Origin of the sequence: Tessaracoccus lapidicaptus, assembly GCF_001693815.1 — a bacterium.
Classification (GTDB): Bacteria; Actinomycetota; Actinomycetes; order Propionibacteriales; family Propionibacteriaceae; genus Arachnia; species Arachnia lapidicapta.
On the sequence record NZ_MBQD01000002.1, the window covers coordinates 70,625 to 86,952 of the forward strand.

Here is a 16,328-nt window from a genome sequence, read left to right on the forward strand (position 1 = left end):
CCTGCTGTACGGGGCAGGCGAACTGACTTTCCTCAGGCGCCGACGGTTGGCCTGCCCTGCGTTCAGATGCCTGCCCTGCGTTCAGATGCCTGCCCTGCGTTCAGATGCCTGCTCTACAGGGCAGGCGATCTGAATTTCCGCAGGCGCCGACGGGTGGCCTGCCCGAGTTCTCGCTCGGCGCCGAGGCTAGGAATCCCGGCTGACAAGGTCGTTCATGGCGACGGAGGCCTCGGTTTGCCGGGCGACGAAACGGTGCGCTAAAGTTACGCGTCGGTGAACGGGCCTATAGCTCAGACGGTTAGAGCGCTGCCCTGATAAGGCAGAGGTCACTGGTTCAAGTCCAGTTAGGCCCACCATCGCAAACCCGCGTCTCAGGCGCGGGTTTTTGCTGTCCCGGTCGGGCGCCCCACCCGACCGCGACGCGTCAGCCGGCGAGCGTGCCGCCGAAGACCTGCCAGGCCAGGAGCGACTTCGCCACGAGGCTGAGGATGATGTAGCTGCGCTCCCCAACCAGGTAGTCCGCCCAGCGGCCCTTCGCGCGGTACTGGAGCCACTGGTCGAGGGCGAAGACGTTGAAGAACAGGAACAGCGACACCACGATGGCGTAGACGAAGCCGGGCGGCTCGGCCTCGGAGCCCGGCGCGACGGTGTAGTAGAGGACGCCAGCCAGGGGACGATCCCCGCGACGCAGCCGAAGATGAACGGCAGCCATCCGCGGCCGCCGGGCTGCTCGTACTTCTCCTGGAGCCAGCCGAACAGGATCATCGACACGTTGGCGCCCGCGATTCCGATGATCGCGGCCACGTCCGTGATGCCGACGAGCTGCGAGATGACGACGATCATGAGCGTCGACGAGAACGAGTACTCCACCCAGCGCGCCCGGTTGATCCTGTGCGAGAGGTCGCGGATGTAGCGGGTGAACCACACGGTCGCGACGATGAGGTGGGCGAGGAACGAGAGCGCGAGGAAGCCGGCCACCGCGAGGCCGGTGGGGAGGTCCACCTGAACGGTCGCGGGCCCCGGCGGCGTCCCGGGCGGGCCGGCGAGGTAGGCCGCGGTGATCGGCAGTGAGAAGTCGGTGGCCAGGATCACCACGACGATCGCCTGGACGAGGTGCAGTGCTGCGGCTGCGAGGTTGAGGGTGCGCAGGCGGCGCTCCTCGGCGTGCGTGATCTCGCGGGGTGTCATGGCCTCACCGTAGCCCCGTGCCTGCCCCGGCGGAGGTCACGGCGCGGGGCCGGGGCTCAGCGGCCTGCGCGGGCGATACCCCGCCTCCCTGCACATGAGTGCAGCGCCCCTGATTCCGACGTGCACGTGAGGCGGCTCGGCGCTGGAATCGGCGCGGGCACGGGCACGCTGGCCCCAAGGAGCCGACGACGACGTGGCACCGCGACACCCAGACCGCCCACGCCGTCGCCCGCCCATCCGATCCTGTGGGGAGTCACCGTGGACCAGTCAGCCCGCTACACCGATCTCAGCCTCCGTGAGGACGACCTCATCGCCGGGGGGAAGCACATCCTCTGCGCCTACGCGATGCGGCCGAAGTCTGGCTCCTTCCTGGAGGCGGCGGCGCACTTCGCCGCGGAGTCGTCGACGGGCACCAACGTCGACGTCTCCACCACCGACGACTTCACCCGCGGCGTCGACGCCATCGTCTACCACGCCGACGAAGCTACGGAGGAGGTGCGCATCGCGTACCCGCTCGACCTGTTCGACCGCAACATGATCGACGGCCGCATGATGATGGTGTCCTTCCTCACGCTGACCATCGGCAACAACCAGGGCATGGGCGACATCGAGTACGCCAAGATGTTCGACTTCTACGTCCCGCGTGCCGCGATCAGCCTGTTCGACGGCCCGGCCATGGGGATCGCCGACCTGTGGCGCGTCCTCGGGCGGCCGGTCACCGACGGCGGCTACATCGCCGGCACCATCATCAAGCCCAAGCTGGGGCTGCGCCCCGAACCGTTCGCCCGGGCCGCCTACGAGTTCTGGCTGGGCGGCGACTTCATCAAGAACGACGAGCCCCAGGGCAACCAGGTGTTCGCCCCCATGAAGCAGACCATCCCCCTGGTCTACGACGCGATGAAACGCGCCATGGACGACACCGGCGAGGCGAAGCTGTTCAGCGCCAACATCACCGCCGACGACCACGCCGAGATGATCGCCCGCGGCGAGTTCATCCTCGAGACCTTCGGCCCCGACGCCGACAAGGTGGCGTTCCTCGTCGACGGCTACGTCGGCGGGCCGGGTGCCGTCACCACCGCGCGGCGCTACTTCGCCAGGCAGTATCTCCACTTCCACCGCGCCGGCCACGGCGCCGTCACGTCCCCCAGCTCGAAGCGCGGCTACACCGCGTACGTGCTGGCGAAGATGGCGCGCCTCCAGGGCGCCTCGGGCATCCACGTCGGCACCATGGGCTACGGCAAGATGGAGGGCGCCCGCGACGACCGCGCCATCGCGTACATCTGCGAGCGGGACCAGTACCAGGGCCCGGCCTTCCACCAGGAGTGGCACGGCATGCGGCCCACCACGCCCATCGTCTCCGGCGGGATGAACGCGCTGCGCCTGCCCGGGTTCTTCGCCAACCTGGGGCACGCCAACATCATCAACACCGCGGGCGGCGGCGCGTACGGGCACCTCGACGGCGCCGCTGCCGGCGGGCGATCGCTGCGACAGGCGCACGAGTGCTGGGCGGCGGGCGCGGACCCCGTCGAGTGGGCCACCGGGCACCGGGAGTTCGCCCGGGCCTTCGAGTCCTTCCCCGCCGACGCCGACGCCCTGTACCCGGGCTGGCGGCAGGCCCTCGGCGTGGACCGCTGAGCCGGACCCACCGGGACCGGACATGTCGGATCAGACGTTCACCCAGTACCTGCTCGACGTGCAGGACGCGGCCCGCGGCCCGCAGCGTCCGCCCGGCCACGACTACGCGCACATCCTCAGCGCCGTCGCCGTGTCGATGAAGCTCACCGCCTCGCTCGTGAGCCGCGGGCCGCTGGCGCTCAGCGGCGCCTCCCGGTCCGCGGGCGAGCCAGGGACACTTCAACGCGGCCTGCGCCGCCTGGCCACCCGGACCCTGCTCGAGCGGGTCGCCGGCATCGGCCGCCTGGCGGCGGTGTCGATCGCCGGAGACCCCAGCATCCACCAGATCTCGGCCGGCCTGGACGCGCGATACTTGTTGCTCGCCGAGGCCCTCCACGGGTCGGGCGGGCTCTACGAGAACCAGACGGTCGGGCTCGCGTTCTCGATCCTGGAGCGGCTCGGCGGCGGCCCGTGCGGCGAGGCCGACTTCATGCAGCCGGAGACGCGGCAGGTGTGCGCAGGGATCGGCCTGTACGGGCCGAGCACGATGCTGGTCCTCACGACGGGGCACGGCGTCGACGGCTTCACCCTCGACCGCGACGTCGGCAACTTCGTCCTCACCCATCCCCAGATGACCATTCCCACGAGCTCCGGGAGCTTCGCGATCAACCCGTCGGAGGCAAGGCACTGGCCGGCGCCGACCAAACGCTACGTCGACGAATGCCTCCGGGGCTCCGACGGCCCGCGCGGGCGCGACTTCACGATGCGCTGGAACGCCTCGGCGGTCATCGGCGCCTTCCGGGTCCTCGTCAACGGCGGACTGTTCATGGCGCCCGACACGGGGCGGCGCGTGGGCCTGTGGGGGATGCCGCTCATGCACAACGCGGCGCCGCTGGCGTTCCTCGCGGAGCAGGCGGGCGGCGCGGCCACGACGGGCGGCGAACGCATCCTCGACCTCGTGCCCCTCTCGCTGACCCAGCGCATCCCGATCTTCTTCGGCGCCGTCGAGGAGGTGCGCCGGATCGAGCGCTACGTCGACGAGCATGCCCGGGGGCTCGACGAGGGCCAGTCCTACCCGCTGTTCCACCACCGCACGCTGTTCATCGAACCCTGAGGAGTCCGCCATGTCCGACACGCATCCGGTCGTCGCGATCACCGGCTCCTCCGGGGCCGGGACGACGACGGTCACCGACACGTTCGCGCAGATTTTCGCGCGGGAGTCCATCACCTCCGCCATCGTCCACGGTGACTCCTTCCACCGCTACGACCGTGACGAGATGAAGCGGGTCTACGAGGAGGCCGGAGAGAACGCGCCCAGCCACTTCGGCCCCGAAGCCAACCTGTTCGGCGAACTCGAGGACCTGTTCGCCGAGTACGGACGCAGCGGCACCGGGAAGGTCCGTCAGTACGTCCACGACGACGAGGAGGCCCAGCTCTACGGCCGCCCCCCGGGCACGTTCACCCCGTGGCTCGACCTGCCCGCCGGGACCGACCTGCTCTACTACGAGGGGCTGCACGGCGCCGTGCGCACCGACGCCGTCGACGTCGCCAGGCACGTCGACCTGCGCATCGGGGTGGTGCCCATCATCAACCTCGAGTGGATCCAGAAGCTGCACCGCGATCGAAGCACGCGTGGCTACTCCACCGAGGCCGTCACCGACACCATCCTGCGTCGCATGCCCGACTACGTGCACTACATCTGCCCGCAGTTCTCCAACACGCACATCAACTTCCAGCGCGTCCCCGTCGTCGACACCTCCAACCCGTTCATCGCCGGCTGGATCCCGACGCTCGACGAGTCGATGGTGGTGATCAGGTTCGCCGATCCGCGCGGCATCGACTTCCCCTACCTGCTGTCGATGATCGACGGCTCGTTCATGTCGCGGGCCAACAGCATCGTCGTGCCGGGCGGGAAGATGCACCTGGCGATGCAGCTGATCTTCACGCCTCTGATCTGGTGGCTGGTCGAGTCCAGCCGCAAGGCCAGGGCACGCGAGGGTGCGCGCACCTGACCGCGGTCAGGAGAAGTCGGTGCTGCGGCTGAGGTCCTCCCAGCGGTCGACCTCGTCGAGACGGGCACGCATCACGGCGCGGTAGGTGTCGAGCGCGTCGCTGCCCAGGAGCAGGAACGCAGGCGGCTCGTCGGCCTCGACGGCGCGCAGGATCGCCGCCGCCGCCTTCACCGGGTCGCCCGGCGCCGGCTTCTTGACCACGTTCTCGATGCGCCGCGTGCCCGCGGTGCCCGCGTAGTCGTCGATCACCGTCGCGGACTGCGTCAGCGACCGGCCGGCGAAGTCGGTGGCGAACACCCCGGGCTCGACGACGGTGACGGAGATCCCGAGCGGCGCGAGTTCCCCGCGGAGTGAGCCTGACATGCCCTCCACGGCGGCCTTCACCGCGGCGTAGTAGCCGGACCCGACGGGCGTCATGGTGGCGCCGATCGATGACAGGTTGACGATCGCGCCCGAACGGCGCGACCGCATCCCGGGCAGCACGGCCTTGATGAGCGCGACGGACCCGTAGAAGTGAGTGTCGAACAGGCGGCGCACGTCGTCGTCGGCCCCCTCCTCGACGGCGGCGCGGTACCCGTAGCCCGCGTTGTTGACCAGGACGTCGACCCCGCCGAAGGCGGTTTCTGCCTCGGCGACCGCGGCCTCGATCTGGGCCGGATCGGTCACGTCGAGGGTCAGGGTGAGGACGCGGTCGCCGGCGAGATCGTCGAGCGTCGCGCGGTCGCGGGCGGTCGCGACGACCTGGTGGCCCGCGTCGCGGGCCGCCTCGGCCAGGGTCCGGCCCAGGCCGCTCGAACATCCGGTGATCAGCCACGTTGCCATGAGGTGCTCCTTGTCGTTCGCGATCACTGTAATCCCTGCCCGCCATGGTCAGAGCATGAGGAGAAGCGCGGCATTGCCCCCGTACACCGCGAGCATGAGCGCCGCGTCCCCGGCGAGTACGAAGCGCTTGGCCGCGCCCGCCTGGTAGGTGAGTCCGATGATGACGACGGCCGACATGGCGATCGTCGTGAGGACGGTCGACACCTGCGTCGGGGAGGCGTCCGCCAGCAGCAGGCCTTTGGTGTAGACGAGCTCGTCGACGGTGAGGATGAGGATGTTGAACAGGTTGGACCCGAGGAGGTTGCCCACCGCCAGGTCGACGGCGCCCATCCGCACGGCGGCGAGTGAGACGGCTAGTTCAGGCAAAGACGTCGACACCGCGAGGAACACCGTGCCGACGAACGACTCCTCCAGCCCCGACATCCGCGCGATCTGCTCGGCTGCCGGTGGAAGGATCAGGGCGGCACCCACGACGACGGCCGCCACCGCGGCGTAACGCCCGACGGCCTGGGGGAGCGTGAGGTGTGCTGTCGCGGGGTCGCGTGCGGTCAGGTGGACGTCGAGCGGCGCCTGCACCCCGGGGTCCGGCGCCGAGCGGGAGTGGCGGAAGATCAGCCGCACCGAGCCGACGTACAGCCCCAGGAACAAGAGAGAGGAGGCGCCGATCCAGGGGGTCAGCGGCATGGCGTCGCCGCTCAGCATGGCCACGCCGACGGTGGCCAGCAGGACGATCCCGAGCCCGGCAGCCAGGGCGTGTGACGGCGAGGCGAGCGAGAGCAGGCGCTTGCGCTCGGGCACGAGCATGTCGAGGCTGGCGAGGATGAGCAGGTTGATCGCGCAGCTGCCCAGCACGTCGCCCACCGCGAGATCGGCCGAACCGACGATGGCCGACGAGCTGATCCCGACCATCAGTTCCGGCAGCGACGTCACGGAGGCCATGAGGATCAGTCCCACCCAGGCGCTGCCCCACCCGCTGAGCTCGCCGATCCGCTCGCCGTACCGGGACAGGCGCCCGCCCGCGACGAAAATCGCCGCGGCACAGGCCACGAACGCGATGAGTGCGACCAGTTCTGACACGAGCGACCACCGGGCGTTGGAGCGCTCATGACGCTACTCCGGGTCGACTTTTGCCAGGGGTGCACCCTGGCAATCTAACGGCATTAGGGATACCTTTGTGCATAAGGAGGAGCCATGGAGCCAGGGCGGCGGCAACGCAGGCACGACCAGACCCGCGACGAGATCGTCGCGCTGGCCATCGAGATCATGGCCGGCCAGGGCGTGGCCGGCCTTTCGTTGGGAGAGGTCGCGCGACGGCTCGGGGTCCGGACGCCGTCGCTCTACACCTACGTCGAGTCCAAGGGCGCCCTCTACGACGAGTTGTTCCGACGCGGATGGCAGGCCTGCCTCGACGAGATGCGGGCACGCCGTGGCGCCCTCGAGCCGATCGACGGGCACACGGACACCGTGGCGCGGGTCCTGGCGATCACCGACGCCTTCGTGCGCTGGGCGCTGGCGAACCCCGAGCTGAGCCAGCTCATGCTGACGCGGCCGGTGCCGCAGTGGCAGCCCACGCCCGAGGCGTTCGCCCCGTCGCTCGCCGTCGTTGCGCTCTCCCGCGACGAACTCGCCGCGCTGTGCGCGAACGAGCTGCTCCACCCCCTCACCGACGTGGACGAACTCGTGCAGAACCTCGCCACCGCCACCACCGGGGCGGTCGTGCGGCACCTGGCCAACGAGCCGGATGTCGCCTATGCCGACGGCGTCGCCGTCGGCCACCTCCCGGCACTCGTCCGGGCTCTCGTGCTCGCGCACCTCCCCGAAAGGACCTGACATGCGCGCCATCGACATCCCCCTGCCCGGCCCCGGCGACGGACTGCGCGTCGCACGCGCCCAGCACCTGCGCCTCATCGACGAGGTGAATGAACTCGCCCCGGAGCAGTGGGCCGCGGTCACCGAGTGTCCGGCCTGGACCGTGCGCGACATGGTCGGGCACATCGCCTCGGTCGCCCGCTTCCAGGGCAACCCGCTGCTGTTCCTCGTCGACGCGCAGATCGGGCGGTTCCGCTACCGGGGTCGCAGCACCCTCGACGCGGCCAACGAGGTGGGCATCGACCGCCACCGGTCCCTCTCGACGGCAGAGCTTCTGGCGACGCTGCGACGCCGGGCGGAGTCGGACCGCGACACCCCTGGGTGGCTGCGCCGGTTCCCCGCAAAGGACGAGGCCCTGCCGACGTACACGACCATCGGGTCATTCGTCGACACCATCCTCACCCGCGATGTCTGGCTGCACCGCCACGACATCGCGCGGGCGGTGGGGGCTGCGACCCAGCCGGATCCCACGGATGCGGAAGTGGTGGAACAGGTCGTCCGCGACCTCGGCCTCGCCTGGACCGGGCCAGCGGTGCACCTGCGGCTCACCGGCCCCGAGGGGGGAGCGTGGGACCTGGGGGAGGGGGCCGGACCCGAGGTTGAGCTGCCCGCCGTGGAGTTCATGCGGCACTTGTCCGGGCGGACTGCGGCGCCGGGGCTGCTCGACGGCGTCCCGGCCGAGGTGCGCGGTCCGCTGGCCGGGGCGCGCGTCGCGTTCTGACCAGGCGTGATTGCGCGCCGGTGATTCATCATTGCCGGGCGGGCTCTGCGGGTCCTAGATTGTGCCCATGATCCGCAGGGGGGTGCGCGGCATCGCAGCCGCGCTGACGACCGTCGTCGTCGCTATGTCCATCACCATCGCCGGGGCCGAGGCGGCTCCGAAGAATCCCAAGCCGACGCCGACAGCCGAGCCGACGCCGTCGCCTTCGCCGACCGCCTCCCCGACTCCAGCGCCGCAGCCGATGTACGTCGCCCTCGGCGACAGCTACGCGGCAGGCACCGGGGCCGGGTCGTACCTCCAGGATTCGAGCGGGTGCTACCGCTCGCTCAAGGGGTACCCCGGCCTCGTCGCGACCGAGAAGGGCTACGCCCTGAACCTGCAGGCGTGCTCGGGCGCCGTGACCGCGGACGTCCTGGACAAGCAGCTCACTTCCAGCTTGACCGACGCCAGCTACGTGACCATCACCATCGGCGGCAACGACGTCGGCTTCGCCTCCATCATGACCACGTGCATGGGGAGTAACGAAGCTGCCTGCCTGTCGGCTGTCCAAACGGCGGTCGAGGTGACGAAGACTGATCTGCCCAGCAGGCTCGACGCAGTGTTCAGCGCCGTGAAGACCGAGGCACCGTCGGCCGCGATCGTGGCGACGAACTACCCCCACCTCCTCAGCCCCGTCAAGCCCGACTGCAGCTGGCTCACCGCCTTCACCAAGAACGAGGTGACGGCCATCAACAGCGGGGCTGACACGCTCTCCGACACGATCAGCGCTGCCGCGGGACGCGCGGGCATCCGCTTCGCGGACGTACGGGAACCCTTCACGGGGCACGCCGTCTGCGACTCGTCGTCCTGGATCAACAACGCTTCGCTGGCCACGTATCAGTCGTTCCATCCCAACGCGACCGGGTATGCGTCGGGCTACAAGCCCACCGTCGCCGGGGTGCTCGGCGGCACCGCGACCGGCACCGCCGCGACCGTCACCACCGGCGGGACCACTTCCAGCGACACCACGCGCGGCATGGTGAAGCTGCCGAAGGACTGAGGTCGGTGACCCGGCGTCGGAGGACGGCGCCGGGTCAGCGCACGACGGTCGCGGACGACGACCGCACGACGAGCGTGCTCGGGACCACCACGGACGCGGGCGGAAGGTCGGGCTCGGCGAGGCGCCGGAGAATCGCCTCGCCGCATGCGACGCCGGCGTCGTAGGCATGGCTGTCGACCGTGGTGAGGTCGAGGAACCGGCTGCGTGCCAGGTGCGAGTTGTCGTAGCCGATCAGCGCGACGTCGCGAGGCACCTCGCGCCCCGCCTCCCTCAGAGCGGCGCGGGTGCCGAGCGCCATGGTGTCGTTGGCGGCGAAGACCGCCGTCACATCGGGATGCCGGCGGAGCAGTTCCACCGCCCCGGCATACCCGCCGTCCTCGTTCGTCTCGTTGGACTCGCCGGCGAACCGGGCCGCCTCGCCTTGGGCCTCCACCGCCTCGAGGTACGCCTGCAGACGGACCGCGGCCGCGCCGCCGGCGCCGGTCACGTGTCCGATCCGACGATGTCCTGCCGACCGCAGGTGCTCCATGAGTTGATCGACGCCGTGGCGCTGGTCGCTCTCGACGGTGTCCGCGTCGTCGATGCGGTGCAGTCGCGTGCCCTCGAGGACCGTCGGGACGCCGAGCGTGGGAAGGTCGCGCCCCGGTTCGGCCGCGACCACCAAGGCGTCGACCTGGCTGTCGAGGAAGCCGTCGATGGCGTTGACGAACGTGTCCCCGTCCCGGTAGTGCTCCCGGATTGCGACGTGGAATCCCTGCGGCCCCACCGCGGCGCGGAGACCGCGCAGCAACTCGACGAACGAGGGGTTCTGGAAGTCGTCGATGACGAGGCCGACGGTGCGCGTCCGGTCCGCCGCGAGCGCCGAGGCGGCCTGGCTGCGGCGGTATCCGAGCTTGGCGATGGCGTCCTGGACGGCCTGCCGCTTGGGCTCGGCCACGAGACTGGAGCCGTTGAGCACGAGCGACACCAGCGACTTCGAGACGCCGGCCTCGCGGGCGACGTCGTAAATGGTCGGCCTGACAGGCCGTCGGCGGGGTGACACGGCGCAACTCCTTCCGCGATGACCGAGGGTAACGCAGCTATTGACAGGACAAGCGTCCTCCGCCTACCTTAGTGGCACTTGGACCGCTCCAAGTGTACATCGAGGAGGATGAATGACCATCGGCATCGCCGTCATCGGAGCCGGCATGGCGGGGAAGTCGCACGCCGCCGCCTACCGGGTGGCGCCCACCCTGTATCGGCCCACGCTGCCCGACCTGCGCTACGTCTCCATCTGCGACGTGAACGCCGAGATCGGCGAGGCCACCGCCCGCCGCTACGGCTACGAACGCAGCGACACCGATTGGCGGGCCATCGCCGCCGACCCCGACATCCACGTCGTCAGCGTCGTCATCGCCAACAGCCTGCACCTCGAGGTGGTCCGCGGCCTCCTGGAGGCGGGAAAGCACGTCCTGTGTGAGAAGCCGCTCGCCGACACACTCGAGTCCGCCCGCGAGATGGCGCGGCTGGCCCGCGAGGCGTCGTCGATCGCCCGCATCGGTCTCACGTATGTCCGGCAGCCCGGGATCGCCGCCATCCGCAACTGGATCCAGGACGGGACGCTGGGCACGGTGTTGCATCTCTCGGCGCGCTACTGGTGCGACTACGCGTGCAATCCGAAGGGGCAGATGAGTTGGCGCTACAAGGGCCCCATGGGGTCGGGCGCGCTCGCCGACGTCGGCAGCCACCTCACCTATCTGTCGGAGTTCCTCTGCGGCGACATGACCGCCGTCTCGGGCGGGGCGTTCACGACCGCCATCACGGAGCGCCCGCTGCCGCTGGGCGCCGTCGTCGGGCACGGTCAGGTCGACGTCTCCAGCGAGACCGAGCCGGTGGAGAACGACGACTACGCCACGTTCACGGCGAAGTTCGGTGCCACGACGGCGAGTCTGGAGGCCTCCCGCGTGGCCGCCGGGTACCCCAACGGCCTGAACTTCGAGGTCTTCTGCGTCAACGGCGCGGCGAGCTTCCATCAGGACACGCCGTCGCAGGTGCGGCTCTACCTGCACGACGACCAGCCGGGCACCAACGGCTACCGGACCGTGAACCTGGGCTCGGATCACCCTTACGTCGCCGGCGGCATGGCCATCGACGTGTCCGGCGTCGGTTTCGGCCAGAACGAGGGCTTTGCGTTCCAGGCCCGCGCCTTCCTCGAAGAGGTGGCCGGAATCCCCGAATCGGAGTCCCTGCCCCGCAACGCCTCGTTCGACGACGGCGTCCACAACATGGAAATCCTGGCCGCCGTCGCTGAGTCGGCAGCCGACAACGGAAAGACGGTGACCCTGTGAAGCTCGGTGTCTACAACGCAGTCCTGCACGATCGCCCCCTGGAGGAGGCGCTGGAGGTGATCGGGGGTCTCGGCCTGACCGGCATCGAGATCAACTCGGGCGGCTTCCTGCCCCCCGTCCACATCCCGGAGATCGAGGAGATCGCCGCCAGCCCCGCGGCCGCGAAGGCGTACCTGGCGCGCTTCGAGGGCACCGGCGTCGAGATCGCCGGCCTCAACTGCAACGGCAACCCGCTGCATCCGAACGCGGAGATCGCCGAGAAGCACGCCGAGGACATCCGCCGCTCCATCCGTGCGGCCGCCGCGCTCGGCCAGACCCGCGTCGTCACCATGTCCGGCCTGCCCGGCGGCGAACCGGGAACGAAGTACCCGAACTGGATCGTCAACGCCTGGAACTCCGCCGCGCTCGACGTCCTAGACTACCAGTGGGAGATCGCCGCGCCGTTCTGGAGCGAGATGGACCGGTTCGCCAAGGACCACGGCGTGAAGGTGGCCCTTGAGCTGCACCCCCAGAACCTCGTGTTCAACGCCCGCGACGTCAAGAAGCTCATCGAGCTCACCGGAGCGACCCACATCGGCGTCGAGATGGACGCGTCGCACCTGTTCTGGCAGCAGGCCGATCCGATCGCCGTTGTTCGGGAACTGGGGCCGCTGATCTTCCATGCCGCGGCCAAGGACGTGCGGATCAACCCGAACGCGCGGCTCAACGGGGTCCTCGACAACGGGTTCCGCCGACTCTCGCCCGACGAGGCGCGCGTCAACCTCGGCGGCGACGAGTGGGCCAACGAGTGGCCGACGGACTCCTCCTGGGACTTCGTCGCGCTGGGTAAGGGCCACGACACCGAGTACTGGACGGAGTTCATCCGGGCCCTCCACGAGGTGGACCCGGACATGTGTCTGAACATCGAGCACGAGGACACTGAGCTGGGTCGCATCGAGGGGCTCGAGGTCGCCGCGGAGGTATTGAAGGACGCCTTGGCGGCGTTCGAGGCCGAGTGACGGGCCGAGCGCCGGTGATCGTTCCGGCCGCTCCTTGACGAGGTCGCTGCGCGGAGCGCCGGTGGGTCGTTCTCACCGCTCCCTGACGAGGTCGCTGCGCGGAGCGCCGGTGGGTCGTTCTCACCGCTCCCTGAGGAGATCGCCGCGCGGAGCGCCGGTGGGTCGTTCCCACCGCTCCCTGAGGAGATCGCCGCGCGGAGCGCCGGTGGGTCGTTCTCACCGCTCCCTGAGGAGATCGCCGCGCGGAGCGCCGGTGATCGTCTCGAAGGGTTGTGTCGCGACATTGGGCAGAGACTGTTGGACGGTGCGGGTTACGACCCTTCGAGACGGCCGAGGGTCGCTTCGCGACTCCGGCCTCCTCAGGGATCGGTGGGGCCGCCCGTGGTCGATTCGCGACTCCGGCCTCCTCAGGGATCGGTGGGGCCGCCCGCGGAGCGGCGGGGCCTGTCTGTTTTCGTTCCCTGAGGAGATCGCCGCGCGGAGCGCCGGTGGGTCGCTCTCACCGCTCCCTGAGGAGATCGCCGCGCGGAGCGCCGTGATCGTCTCGAAGGGTTGTGTCGCGACATTGGGCAGAGACTGTTGGACGGTGCGGGGTACGACCCTTCGAGACGGCCGAGGGTCGCTTCGCGACTCCGGCCTCCTCAGGGATCGGTGGGGCCGCCCGTGGTCGCTTCGCGACTCCGGCCTCCTCAGGGATCGGTGGGGCCGCCCGCGGTCGCTTCGCGACTCCGGCCTCCTCGGGGATCGGTGGGGGCCGCTTCGTTCGCGACGCCGCGGGCAGACCCGCGCAGCGCTGCGGGTCGACGGGTCCTGACCGTTGGCGAAGCGTCGAGAGGAGATGTCGTAGCTTGTGTGAAGCGTTCCGCCTGGCGGGGCGGGGTTCAGGCGCGACGCTCCGCCGGGGTGGCCAGGCCGCGACGCTCGCGCAGCCGCCGGGCCGCGGCGCTGAAGGCGGTGTCGGCGAGCATGCCGACCACGAGGATGACGATCATGTAGGCCATCAGCCCGGCGGCGTCGCCGAACTCCTGCGCGAACGACAGCCGGTTACCCAGCGCGATCGCGCCCGGGATGACCACCAGCAGCTCGCCCGCCATGAGCGAGCGCCACGCGAAGGCCCAACCCTGGCTGAGTCCCGCGACGTACGACGGCAGGGCCGCCGGGATGATGATGTGCCGGTAGAGGGTCCAGCCGCGGGCACCCAGCACATCGCCGAGCCTGTGGTAGGCGGGGGGCACCTGGTCGACGCCGGTCAGCACGCCGTTGGCGACGCTGGGCGCGGCGCCGAGCACGACGACGAACATGATGGCCTGCTCGCCGAGGCCCATCAGGAGGATGGCGAGGGGGAACCACACCACCGAGGGCATGGTCTGCAGGCCGGTCACGAGCGACCCGATGGCCGAGCGGAGCAGCCGCGACCTCGCCGTCGCCAACCCGATGGCCGTGCCGATCGCCACCGCGAGCGCGAACCCCACGACGGCGCGGGTGAGCGTCCGGCCCAGCGCCACCCAGAACGACGGTTCTGAGGCCAGCCGGGCGAGCTCGCCGAGCACGACGGTGGGCCCCGGGAGGAGGTACTCGGGCTTCCAGCCCGACCACGACACGACCTGCCACAGCACCAGGAAGATGCCGGTCGCGAGGAGGATCGGCAGCGCGCGCCGCCAGCGGGCCGGGCGGGCGGCGGCGTCGTCGGCGAGGGGCTCCTCGGCGGGATCCAGCGGCTCGGCGACGTCAGATCTCGAAGTAGTCGGCCTCGTCATGGCGGGCCACCTCCTCGCGTAGGCGTTGAGTGAGGTCGGCGGCCAGCGCCACGCAGGGGGCCGACTCCATCGCGCGCGGCCGGGGCACCTGGATGCGCTGCTCGTGGATGATCCGCCCCGGACGGGCGCCCATGAGGATCGTGCGGTCGGCCAGCCGGACCGCCTCCCGCACGTTGTGGGTGACGAACACGACGCTGAACCCCGCGTCGAGCCACACCTCCTCGATGAGGTCGTGCATCTGGTCGCGGGTCATGGCGTCGAGGGCGCCGAGCGGCTCGTCCATGAGGACGACGGCGGCGTCCTGCGCGAGGACCCTGGCCAGCGCGACGCGCTGCCGCATGCCGCCGCTCATCTCGTGGGGGCGCTTGTCGACGTGCCGGCCGAGGCGCACCCGGCCGAGCAGTTGGCGGGCCAGGGCGCCGCGCTCCGCCGTGGGCACGCCGCGCAGCTGGAGCGCGAGCTCGACGTTGCCCGCGGCGGTCAGCCACGGCAGCAGCGTGCTCTCCTGGAACATCAGCGCCACCTTGCCGCCGGCGTCGATGCTCCCGGTCGTCGGTGTCTCCAGGCCGGCGGCGAGCGTCAACATGGTCGACTTCCCGCAACCGGACCCGCCGACGACGGCGACGAACTCGCCGGGGGCGACGTCGAGGTCGAGGTCGCCGAGCGCCGTGACCTGGGAGTCGCCGCGCCCGAACGACTTGGACACGCCGCGCAGGCGCAGCCCGCCGCGGGCGGCGGTCGGCGCGGCGGCGCTCACGCGGCCACCGCCGGGAGGCCGCGTGCGGCGAGGGCATCGTTGAGGAGGGCGAGGTCCCAGAGCCGGGCGAAGTCGTCGTGTGGTTTGTCGGGGAGCAGGCCGACGGCGTCCGCGTGGGCGGCGGCGTCGCGGAGGGCGCCGGCCAGAGGGTCGGGGCCGAAGTCCATGGTCTCCCAGGCTGAGGCGAGGGTCGCGGGGTCCAGGTCCTGGCCGGTGAGGGCCGTGATCTGGGCGGCGACCGTGTCGCGGGCGGCGGCCGGGTCGTCGTCGATGAGAGCCAGGGCGTCGAGGTGGGCCTCGAGGACGGCTTGGACGCGCTCGGGGTGCTCGGCGAGGACGTCGGGGTGCGCGACGACGGTGGTCGTGACGAAGCGGCCGCCCGGCCAGAGATCGCGCTCGTCGACGAGGACCCGCCCGCCGGCCTCGACGAGCCGGCTCGCGAACGGCTCGGGCAGCCAGGCGCCGTCGATCTGGCCGGTGCGGAACGCCTGGACGGCGGCGGAGTTGGGCTGGGGGAGGACGTGGACGTCGCCCCCGCCATCCTCGGTGGCGGTGAGGCCCTGCGCGGTGAGCCAGTGCCTGAGCGCGATGTCCTGCGTATTGCCCAGCTGGGGGGTGGCGAGGCGGGCGCCGCGGAGGTCGGCGGGGTCCTCGATGCCGGGGCGGACGACCAGCGACGCACCGCCGGAGGTGGAGCCGGCGATAACCCGGACGGCGTCGCCGCTCGACTGGAGATACGCGGTGACGGCGGGGTTGGGGCCGAGGTAGGCGATGTCGACCGATCCCGCCAGCACCGCCTGGAGTGCCTCTGGCCCGGCGCGGAAGGACTGCGTGGTCGCGTTGGCACCGACCTCCGCGAGCCGGTCGTCGAACAGGCCCTCGCCGTCGGCGACGAGGGCCGGGGCGTGCGTGACGGTGGGGAAGTAGCCGATGCTGACGCCGTCGTCGGCGCCCGCCGCGGTGGTGCACCCGGCGAGCAGTCCGCAGGCCAGCATGGCGACGGCGAGCGTCGTCGCGCTTGCGGGCCGGGGGCTGCGGCGGTCGTGCATGGGGTCTCCTGCTGGGCGGGTGCTGCCGAAGCTAGGTGGGCCCCGACACCACCGTCAACGCCCGCCGGCGCGGTGAGACTTCCCCTGAGCGTGCCGCGGAGGCGGTCTTTCGCTGAGCGCTGAACGCGGGAATATCTTCGCCGATCCCCGTTGAGCCTGACACGCGGTCTGCGGG

At 70.7% G+C, this 16,328-nt stretch carries 14 protein-coding genes, 1 tRNA gene and 1 pseudogene; 9 read left to right on the forward strand and 7 right to left on the reverse strand.

The genetic code is table 11. From position 1 onward, the window contains the following. Positions 1–279 precede the first annotated feature (279 nt). Positions 280–356, forward strand: a tRNA-Ile gene (locus BCR15_RS00955). Positions 357–424: 68 nt separating this feature from the next. Here BCR15_RS00955 and heR read toward each other — a convergent pair. Next, positions 425–1,188 (reverse strand): annotated as a pseudogene (gene heR / locus BCR15_RS15460) (heliorhodopsin HeR). Positions 1,189–1,446: 258 nt separating this feature from the next. On the opposite strand from heR, the gene BCR15_RS00965 reads away from it, so the two are divergent. The 3 genes from BCR15_RS00965 to BCR15_RS00975 are packed head-to-tail and all read left to right on the forward strand — an operon-like array spanning position 1,447 to position 4,814. Next, a complete protein-coding gene (locus BCR15_RS00965) occupies positions 1,447–2,823 on the forward strand; it encodes a ribulose-bisphosphate carboxylase (protein ID WP_068749566.1) in 1,377 nt (458 codons plus the stop codon). A gap of 22 nt (positions 2,824–2,845) precedes the next feature. Then, entirely contained in the window at positions 2,846–3,916 is a 1,071-nt protein-coding gene (locus BCR15_RS00970; RefSeq protein ID WP_068749567.1) for a class 1 fructose-bisphosphatase, read from the forward strand. 10 nt (positions 3,917–3,926) lie between these two features. Beyond that, positions 3,927–4,814, forward strand: coding sequence for a phosphoribulokinase (locus BCR15_RS00975; RefSeq protein WP_068749568.1), 888 nt, complete (start codon positions 3,927–3,929; stop codon positions 4,812–4,814). A gap of 6 nt (positions 4,815–4,820) precedes the next feature. On the opposite strand, the gene BCR15_RS00980 is transcribed toward BCR15_RS00975, so the two are convergent. After that, the gene (locus BCR15_RS00980; RefSeq protein WP_068749635.1) at positions 4,821–5,636 is read right to left on the reverse strand and encodes an oxidoreductase; all 816 of its coding nucleotides are present in this window, start codon (positions 5,634–5,636) and stop codon (positions 4,821–4,823) included. Between the two features lie 48 nt (positions 5,637–5,684). Further along, complete coding sequence (locus BCR15_RS00985) at positions 5,685–6,713, reverse strand: sodium:calcium antiporter (protein WP_078919903.1); 1,029 nt, start codon at positions 6,711–6,713, stop codon at positions 5,685–5,687. 114 nt (positions 6,714–6,827) lie between these two features. Here BCR15_RS00985 and BCR15_RS00990 point away from each other — a divergent pair, with 114 nt between their 5' ends. The 3 genes from BCR15_RS00990 to BCR15_RS01000 all read left to right on the forward strand — a co-directional run bounded on the left by BCR15_RS00990 (position 6,828) and on the right by BCR15_RS01000 (position 9,265). Next, positions 6,828–7,466, forward strand: a complete 639-nt coding sequence (locus tag BCR15_RS00990; RefSeq protein ID WP_068749569.1) for a TetR/AcrR family transcriptional regulator — start codon at positions 6,828–6,830, stop codon at positions 7,464–7,466. A 1-nt stretch (position 7,467) separates the two neighbouring features. Beyond that, on the forward strand, positions 7,468–8,226 hold the full coding sequence (locus BCR15_RS00995; RefSeq protein ID WP_068749570.1) for a maleylpyruvate isomerase family mycothiol-dependent enzyme: 759 nt from the start codon (positions 7,468–7,470) through the stop codon (positions 8,224–8,226). Between the two features lie 67 nt (positions 8,227–8,293). After that, positions 8,294–9,265: an SGNH/GDSL hydrolase family protein gene (locus BCR15_RS01000; protein WP_068749571.1), complete on the forward strand. Its 972-nt coding sequence runs from the start codon at positions 8,294–8,296 to the stop codon at positions 9,263–9,265. Between the two features lie 34 nt (positions 9,266–9,299). Here BCR15_RS01000 and BCR15_RS01005 read toward each other — a convergent pair whose 3' ends face one another. Beyond that, positions 9,300–10,307 (reverse strand): LacI family DNA-binding transcriptional regulator, encoded by a 1,008-nt coding sequence (locus BCR15_RS01005; RefSeq protein ID WP_068749572.1) that lies wholly within the window; start codon positions 10,305–10,307, stop codon positions 9,300–9,302. 112 nt (positions 10,308–10,419) lie between these two features. Here BCR15_RS01005 and BCR15_RS01010 point away from each other — a divergent pair, with 112 nt between their 5' ends. Both BCR15_RS01010 and BCR15_RS01015 read left to right on the forward strand, forming a co-directional pair. Then, entirely contained in the window at positions 10,420–11,592 is a 1,173-nt protein-coding gene (locus BCR15_RS01010) for a Gfo/Idh/MocA family protein (protein WP_068749573.1), read from the forward strand. Then, on the forward strand, positions 11,589–12,590 hold the full coding sequence (locus tag BCR15_RS01015; RefSeq protein ID WP_068749574.1) for a sugar phosphate isomerase/epimerase family protein: 1,002 nt from the start codon (positions 11,589–11,591) through the stop codon (positions 12,588–12,590). The genes BCR15_RS01010 and BCR15_RS01015 overlap by 4 nt, the downstream gene beginning before the upstream one ends. Before the next feature lie 881 nt (positions 12,591–13,471). Here BCR15_RS01015 and BCR15_RS01020 read toward each other — a convergent pair. From BCR15_RS01020 to BCR15_RS01030, 3 genes are read right to left on the reverse strand one after another with little or no spacing between them, the layout of a single operon-like run. Further along, positions 13,472–14,347 (reverse strand): ABC transporter permease, encoded by an 876-nt coding sequence (locus BCR15_RS01020; RefSeq protein ID WP_068749575.1) that lies wholly within the window; start codon positions 14,345–14,347, stop codon positions 13,472–13,474. Further along, on the reverse strand, positions 14,319–15,104 hold the full coding sequence (locus BCR15_RS01025) for an ABC transporter ATP-binding protein (protein ID WP_068749576.1): 786 nt from the start codon (positions 15,102–15,104) through the stop codon (positions 14,319–14,321). The genes BCR15_RS01020 and BCR15_RS01025 overlap by 29 nt, the downstream gene beginning before the upstream one ends. Beyond that, positions 15,101–16,153, reverse strand: coding sequence for an ABC transporter substrate-binding protein (locus BCR15_RS01030; protein WP_068749577.1), 1,053 nt, complete (start codon positions 16,151–16,153; stop codon positions 15,101–15,103). Before BCR15_RS01030 ends, BCR15_RS01025 begins: the two co-directional genes overlap by 4 nt. Between the last annotated feature and the right edge of the window lie 175 nt (positions 16,154–16,328).